The organism is uncultured Corynebacterium sp. (assembly GCF_902782855.1).
In the GTDB taxonomy this organism is placed as follows: domain Bacteria; phylum Actinomycetota; class Actinomycetes; order Mycobacteriales; family Mycobacteriaceae; genus Corynebacterium.
This window is the reverse complement of the sequence record NZ_CACZOO010000369.1, coordinates 1-2,484: the sequence shown is the minus strand read 5'-3', so window position 1 is coordinate 2,484 and position 2,484 is coordinate 1. Positions and strand designations below refer to the sequence as shown.

Sequence of the window (2,484 nt, the reverse complement as noted above, 5' to 3'; positions counted from 1 at the left end):
CGGGGTCGGGATCTGGATCTCCTCGAAGTCGAGCTTCTTGTACTGCTCGGCCTCCGCCGCCATCTCCTCGTAGCGCTGCAGGCGGGCTTTGTTCTTGGCCTGCCGGGCCTTGGCGCCGGAACGGACCCAGGCCAGCTCCTCCTTGAGCCGCTTCTGCAGCTTCTGGTCCTTCTTGCCGGCGACCTCGAGGCGCTCGGCCTTGGTCTCCAGGTAGGTGGAGTAGTTGCCCTCATAGGGGAAGAGCTTGCCGCGGTCGACCTCGCAGATCCACTGGGCCACGTGGTCCAGGAAGTACCGGTCGTGGGTGACCGCGAGCACGGCACCCTTGTAGTTCTTCAGGTGGTTCTCCAGCCACAGGACGCTCTCCGCGTCCAGGTGGTTGGTCGGCTCATCCAGCAGCAGCAGGTCCGGCTCGCTGAGCAGCAGCTTCGCCATGGCGACGCGACGGCGCTCACCACCGGAGAGATGGGTGACCTGCTCATCGGACGGCGGACAGCGCAGGGCGTCCATCGCCTGCTCGATCTTCGAGTCCAGCTCCCAGGCGTCCGCGGCGTCGATCTTCTCCTGGAGGACGGTCATCTCCTCCATGAGCTCATCGGTGTAGTTGGTCGCCATCTCTTCGGCGATCTCCTCGTACCGGTGCTTGACGTCCATGATCTCGCCGAGGCCCTCCTCGACGTTGCCGCGGACGGTCTTCTCCTCGTTGAGCGGCGGCTCCTGCAGCAGAATGCCGACGGTCGCGCCCGGATCGAGGAAGGCCTCACCGTTCGACGGGTGGTCGAGGCCGGCCATGATCTTGAGCAGGGAGGACTTACCGGCACCGTTGGGTCCGACGACCCCGATCTTCGCTCCCGGGTAGAAGCTCATGGTGACGTTGTCCAGGACAACCTTGTCACCGTGCGCCCTACGCACGTTCTTCATCGTGTAGATGAACTCGCCCATTGTTCCCCTTTAAGTGAATCTCGCGGGTGTTTTGCAGTCAGCCCCACAGCCTACAGGACTCACACGGGGTCGCCCCTGCCGTCGCACCGTCGGGGTTGGCGTCCTCGATCCTCCCGGAGTGGGGCCCTACGCGAGCGAGGGTCCACCGAACAGACAACTCCCCGGGTTCCTTGCCCGCGAAAGGCCCCCTGGCCGGAGCCCTGGAGACCCCGACGCTCACCAAGGAACTCATCGATCCTGAAACGACGGGTGCCAGGTGAACACGGCGTCCTGCACCGCGTCCGGCAGACTGACGCCTACCCGGCAGATCCGTGGGAGGACGCAGCGCAGAATGTCCGCGGCGGCCCGTTCCGCCGCTCCCCTGATGCAGAACTGCGTGTAGTGCCGTACCGCCCACCCCAGGTCTGCGGTTTCGTTGTCCTTCCACACCTGCTTGACGAAGCTCTGCTCGGTCGTCCCCTGCCCGCCGATCGCGTGGTAGGTGAAGCTGTCGATCTCAATCGCGACCTTCGCCTCAGGGACGACCAGGTCGAAACAGTAGTTACCGACCATGCGGTTGGTCAGCACCGTCACCGGCAGGTCGGTGAGTGCTTCGGTGATGGTGAGGAAGGCGTCCTGCTCCAGCCTGCTCATCGTGCCGGTCGGCGTCCTCGCGAGCAGTTCCTGCGCGCGTGCCCGGCCGGTGACCAGCGCTGCGACGTCACGCTCCAAGGCCTGGTGTGCCCCTGTCCCCTGGTACGCCTCGGTGAGGAAACCAGCATTCTCTTCGGAGGACGCCGCGTCCATCACCGCCTGCAACGGACTGACCAGCGACAACCCGTGGCCGGTACGCAACCGGCCCGGAATGCCCGACCTGACGCGCGCCTCCGCGGTCTGACGCCCCGGGCCATCGTGCCGCGCTTCGACCGGCCAGTCCACGGCCTGCCCGGTGTAGAGGGCGATCGCGGTCTCCCCGGTGTACACCATCCCGCGCACCTGATGGAGCGCCTGTAACCTGAGCTCGTCTGTCGGCTCCGCGGGACTGTAGATGCCCCGTGCCAGACGGTGCAGTTCACCTCGACGGACCGCGGTCCGCAGCTGTCTGCGGCTGACCGTCTTCAAGAGATCGTCGGTCGTACGAAATGCCTGCGGTATCTGCGCCACTACTCTCGTCACCCCTCTAGTCGGTGCCCCGGACGGCCCCGTGCTTCGTAGCCCCTTCCGGGGCCGGAGCCGAGCAAGATCTCACCGAACTGTGGAGTTCGCTCGATCCACGCTCGATCCGGGCCCCCGGGGACCTGCCCCCTCACCGCCCGCCGGTCAGAAAGGGGCTTCGTGGCCGGCGGAGGTGAGCGCGCGCTCTCCGTCACTCGGGCCGGTACTGGCGGGCGCCACCGACGCGGGGGCCGCCTCCTGCTTCCCCGGATCAGCGGCGGGCAACGACGTGGCAGGCGGCGCATCCTGCGCATCCCCGAGCCCGGACGTCGGGGACGCAGCCGGATCGGACAGTTCAGAGAGACCGGTGGCGAAACCACCCGTGCTCTCACCCGGCGCCGGCTTCTT

General features: G+C 66.8%; 2 protein-coding genes and 1 pseudogene. All 3 read right to left on the bottom strand.

Annotated elements, in window-relative coordinates; all coding sequences use genetic code 11:
* Positions 1-942: ATP-binding cassette domain-containing protein (locus QZV72_RS14735; protein WP_297009495.1), on the bottom strand; the 942-nt coding region annotated here is incomplete at its 3' end.
* A gap of 228 nt (positions 943-1,170) precedes the next feature.
* Complete coding sequence (locus QZV72_RS14730) at positions 1,171-2,043, bottom strand: type IV toxin-antitoxin system AbiEi family antitoxin domain-containing protein (RefSeq protein WP_297009493.1); 873 nt, start codon at positions 2,041-2,043, stop codon at positions 1,171-1,173.
* Between the two features lie 198 nt (positions 2,044-2,241).
* Positions 2,242-2,484 (bottom strand): annotated as a pseudogene (locus QZV72_RS14725) (hypothetical protein); the annotation flags it as partial.